4 protein-coding genes and 4 tRNA genes are annotated in these 4717 nt (G+C 43.4%); all 8 read left to right on the top strand.

Going from position 1 to position 4717, the window contains the following annotated elements:
• Window positions 1-332: 332 nt before the first annotated feature.
• Entirely contained in the window at window positions 333-980 is a 648-nt protein-coding gene (locus HZA08_04550; GenBank protein MBI5192696.1) for a protein-L-isoaspartate(D-aspartate) O-methyltransferase, read from the top strand.
• Window positions 981-1278: 298 nt separating this feature from the next.
• Window positions 1279-2877 (top strand): cysteine--tRNA ligase, encoded by a 1599-nt coding sequence (locus HZA08_04545; GenBank protein ID MBI5192695.1) that lies wholly within the window; start codon window positions 1279-1281, stop codon window positions 2875-2877.
• Entirely contained in the window at window positions 2874-3632 is a 759-nt protein-coding gene (rlmB, locus tag HZA08_04540; protein MBI5192694.1) for a 23S rRNA (guanosine(2251)-2'-O)-methyltransferase RlmB, read from the top strand. The genes HZA08_04545 and rlmB overlap by 4 nt, the downstream gene beginning before the upstream one ends.
• Window positions 3633-3769: 137 nt before the next feature.
• Window positions 3770-3845 (top strand) — tRNA-Thr (locus HZA08_04535).
• 71 nt (window positions 3846-3916) lie between these two features.
• Window positions 3917-4002: transfer RNA gene (locus HZA08_04530), tRNA-Tyr, on the top strand.
• Between the two features lie 113 nt (window positions 4003-4115).
• Window positions 4116-4190 (top strand) — tRNA-Gly (locus HZA08_04525).
• 189 nt (window positions 4191-4379) lie between these two features.
• Window positions 4380-4453 (top strand) — tRNA-Thr (locus HZA08_04520).
• A gap of 123 nt (window positions 4454-4576) precedes the next feature.
• Window positions 4577-4717 (top strand): elongation factor Tu (gene tuf / locus HZA08_04515; protein ID MBI5192693.1); only part of this gene is annotated, 141 nt, incomplete at its 3' end.

Here is a 4717-nt window from a genome sequence, read left to right as displayed (position 1 = left end):
ATAGATATGGATAGGCGGGGTTTTCTTACCCCGCCGGAAGGGATTTTCGGATGAACCGTCATGAAACGGAGGTTTCACAAAGGAGGATGAAAACCCCCCCCCCCCCAAGCCCCCCATTGTTAAGGGGGGGAAAGTTCCTTTGGTGCTCAATGGCCAACGGCAATCCCCCCCTTTGTTCAAGGGGGGGCATGGGGGGGTTATTTTCGGATGAACTCCCATGAACCAGGGTTCACAAAGGGGCATGAAAATCAGCGGGACAGGAATGTCCCGCCTATCCTCATAGATATGGATAGGCGGGGTTTTCTTACCCCGCCGGAGGAGATTTTCGGGTTATGATGTACGATTTTGAAGACCTTAGAAACAGGATGGTGGATGAACAGCTTATTCCGCGAGGGATTAAGGATGGCAGGGTGTTGTCTGTGATGCGGAAAGTGCCGCGGCATCTTTTTGTGGATGAGGCGTTACAGTACAGGGCTTATGATGATAATGCCATGGCCATAGGGGACGGGCAGACTATCTCACAACCTTATATGGTTGCGGCTATGACTGAATGTCTTGAATTGAAAGGTAATGAAAAGATTCTGGAGGTCGGAACAGGGTCAGGCTATCAGGCCGCTGTGCTGGCTGAACTTGGCGGGTATGTATTTACGATTGAAAGAGTTACTGCTCTTGCATACAGGGCAGAAAAGCTTCTGAATGAGCTTGGATATTTCAATGTTACTGTACATGTCTCAAACGGGACTATGGGATTGGAGGCAGAAAGTCCTTTTGATCGTATAATTGTAACTGCCGGTGCACCGGATATCCCTGAAGCGCTTGTTGAACAGCTTGCTGAAGGCGGGATACTTGTGATTCCGGTTGGGGACAGATATTCACAGATGCTTAAGACTGTAAAAAAGAGGGCAGGAGATGTTATTACAACGTCCCTTTTCCCTTGCGTATTCGTTCCACTTATAGGGGAAGATGGGTGGGAGAGGTAGGTTGAAGACAGAAGCAAGAAGTTAGAAGCAAGAAGTTAGAGGTTAGAAGGCTGAAGACTTAAGGCTGAAGCAAGACACAAGAAAACAGAAGTAAGAAGTCAGAAGTAAGAAGTTAGAATGCTGAAGCAAGAGATAAACACACCCTCATATGGACACTCTCACCAAATTGGAACATCGGTAGGGATTTAGAGGGATTCTCATAATTCCCTCCCTCTCGAGGGGGGATGGGGGCTAATTTTATTCCCTTCCCTTCAAGGAGAGGGTTAGGGTGAGGATGGGGTTATTGTAGGATTAATTTATGCTAAAAATTTACAATACATTATCAGGTAAAAAAGAGGTGTTTGAACCGCTGATTCCGTGGCAGGTTGGGATGTATGTGTGCGGGGTTACTGTATATGACTTGTGCCATATTGGACATGCAAGGAGTGCCTTGGTTTTTGATGTGATAAGGAATTATTTTGAGTATAAGGGTTTTAAAGTAACTTATATCAGAAATTTTACTGACATTGATGACAAGATTATTGCAAGGGCACAACGTGAAGGTCTCATCTGGAAGGATGTTGCGGAGAAGTATATCAGGGAATACTACAGTGACATGAAACTTCTTGGGGTAAGGGAGGCTGACATAGAACCTAAGGCAACTGAACATATTGATGAGATGCAGAATATTATTTCCGGATTAATGGAGAATGGACATGCATACAGTACGGATGGGGATGTATTTTACAAGGTAAAGAGTTTTGGAGATTACGGTAAGTTGTCAAAACGTAATACTGAAGATATGTTGGCAGGAGCAAGGGTTGAGATTGATGAGAGAAAGGCAGACCCGCTTGATTTTGCACTGTGGAAGTCTTCAAAGCCCGGGGAACCTGAATGGGAAAGCCCATGGGGCGTCGGGCGTCCGGGATGGCACATTGAATGTTCAGCTATGTCAATGAAATATCTCGGTGCACCATTTGACATACACGGCGGCGGTAAGGACCTGATATTTCCTCATCACGAGAACGAGATCGCACAGAGTGAGGCATTTAGCGGAAAGGCTTTTGCCCGGTACTGGATTCATAATGGATTCGTGAATGTAAATCAGGAGAAGATGTCTAAGTCACTTGGGAATTTTTTTACTATCCGTGAGGTAATTGAGAAATATCCATGTTCTCCGGACGTAACCTCAGAGATACTCAGATATTTTATCATTTCCAATCACTACAGAAGCCCCTTTGACTTTTCTGACCATGCCATGAATTCCGCACATGCGGCACTTGATGGTTTTTATAGTCTGTTTCAGAAGATAGATGAGATTAAACAGTTAAAGGCTCCAAATAAAGAAGGTGACCATGCAGTTAGAAATGCAATCATAGAATGCAAAAAAGATTTTTTAGAGGCAATGGATGATGATTTTAATACCGCAGGTGCGATAGCGTGTCTGCAGAAATTCAAAAAAGAGTTTAATACAAACCTTAATCAGGGGATTTCTGATGGGTGTGCTACAGAGATTGAGAGTTTTATTAAAGGATTAGGTGGGGTACTTGGAATATTTCAGGTTAAGCCGGATGAATGGGAATTTTCCAAATCAAATATTATCATTATAGCTGAACCGGGTAAGTTCGTAATAGAAGGACAAACAGCTGAACTAAAGCATCAACTATCAGATAAGGAAGAAAATCTGCTTACAAAGGGGGATGAAAACCACCCCACCATTCCCCCCCTTAGTAAGGGGGGGCAAAGGGGGGGTAGGCCCGGATTATCGAATGATGAAATTAATCGCCTTGTTTCAGAAAGAGAAGAGGCAAGAAAAAATAAAAACTGGAAAAGGTCTGATGAAATTCGCGACATGCTTGCTAAGTCCGGGATTATTCTGGAAGACAGACCTGATGGGTCTACAAGGATAAAACGGTGAATAAAACAAACACTGAAGGGTTATACGGGCTTAACCCCCTGCTTGAAGCATTGAAGGCACGGACAAGGGAATTCGGCAAGGTTTATATTGCAAGGGGGATTTTTAACAAGGGTGTTGATGAGATTATTAAGCTGTGTAAACTTCAGGGTGTTCCTGTGCATTTTGAAAACAGGGAATCGTTAGACAGGATCGCAGGGACGAAAAAACATCAGGGCATTTTTGGGATTGTTGCTGCAAAAAGTTTTTCATCTGTAGAAGATATATTGGACATAGCTGTTAGAAAAAAAGAGACCCCTTTTATCCTTATCTTAGACGGTGTTGAAGACCCAAGAAATCTGGGTGCAATAATCAGGACAGCAGATTGTGCAGGCGTGCATGGCATTGTGATACCCAAGCACCGTGCGGCAGGGCTGACTGATACTACGGCCAAGACATCTGCCGGTGCGGTGGAGTACGTTCCTGTGGCAAGGGTTACAAACATAGTAAAAACTATTGACTGGTTAAAGGAAAAAGGTCTGTGGATATATGGACTTGATATGTCAGGTGAAAAAGAGTATACTGCCGTATCCTGCGATATACCGTTAGCGGTAGTTATTGGTGGTGAGGGAAGAGGGATAAGAGAATCTATCCGCAAAGTTTGTGATGTAAGGATCAGAATTCCACTCCTTGGTAAAATAAATTCTCTTAATGTATCTGTGGCAACAGGCGTAGTTTTGTTTGAGATAGTCAAACAAAGACGTAAAAAAGGTGTTTGATTTATGTAATAGTATGAAATAAGAAGAATATTAACGAAAAATCTTAAATTTTAAAGGTTCTTTCCAGTTAATTGCCACAGCATATATATATTTAGGATTGACTAATCAGTCCAATTCATATATAAATCTAAAGTTTTGCTGGCGTAGCTCAGTCGGTAGAGCAGCTGATTTGTAATCAGCAGGTCGGGGGTTCAAATCCCTTCGCCAGCTCCAGTATTTTAGTGAATAGTGAATAGTTGTTAGGTAATTGTTAAAAGTTAATTGTGCAACCGCAAGGTTGCCCCGGAGAGGTACCCGAGTGGCCAAAGGGAACAGACTGTAAATCTGTCGCTTCATAGCTTCGGAGGTTCGAATCCTCCCCTCTCCACCAGGTAAGTTTTAAAGCAGTGGATAGTGGTTAGTGGAAAAATATTTGAAGAAAGATGTTAGAGAGAGTTGTTTCACTATCAACTATTCACTATTCACTAATAACTGTTAGTGCTTGCGGGAGTAGCTCAGCGGTAGAGTCCTAGCCTTCCAAGCTAGTTGTCGCGGGTTCGAATCCCGTCTCCCGCTCCAAGTTCAGTTTAATTGGGTTGAACTTAGATGAGCCGCGGGCTTGCAAAGGAGCATGAAAATATGTTGCCTAACCTTTGTCATTCCCGAAGTTTTTAATCCCCGATAACTGAATGCGGGGACGAATCTGATGTTAAATTAGATCCCCGATAGAGACATTCGGGGATGACAGAAGTGGATTATCGGGCTAATGCCCTTGTAGCTCAGTCGGTTAGAGCACCTCCTTGGTAAGGAGGAGGTCACCGGTTCGATTCCGGTCAAGGGCTTCATAAGACAGTCAGCAGTAAACGGTAAGCGGTGAGCAGATAAAAGATACAGACGGATGTTTTTTTCTGCTTACTGCTAACAGCTTACTGCTCACTAACGTAGATAAAGGAGAGGAGAGAAAAATGGGAAAGGCAAAGTTTGAGAGGAAGAAGCCGCATATAAATATTGGTACTATTGGTCATGTTGACCATGGTAAGACGACACTGACAGCGGCAATAACAATGCTGTTACATAAGAAGGGATTAGCGGATTATATTCCTTAT

The organism is Nitrospirota bacterium, from assembly GCA_016212215.1.
Taxonomy (GTDB): Bacteria; Nitrospirota; 9FT-COMBO-42-15; order HDB-SIOI813; family HDB-SIOI813; genus JACRGV01.
This window is presented reverse-complemented; position numbering and strand designations above follow the sequence as displayed.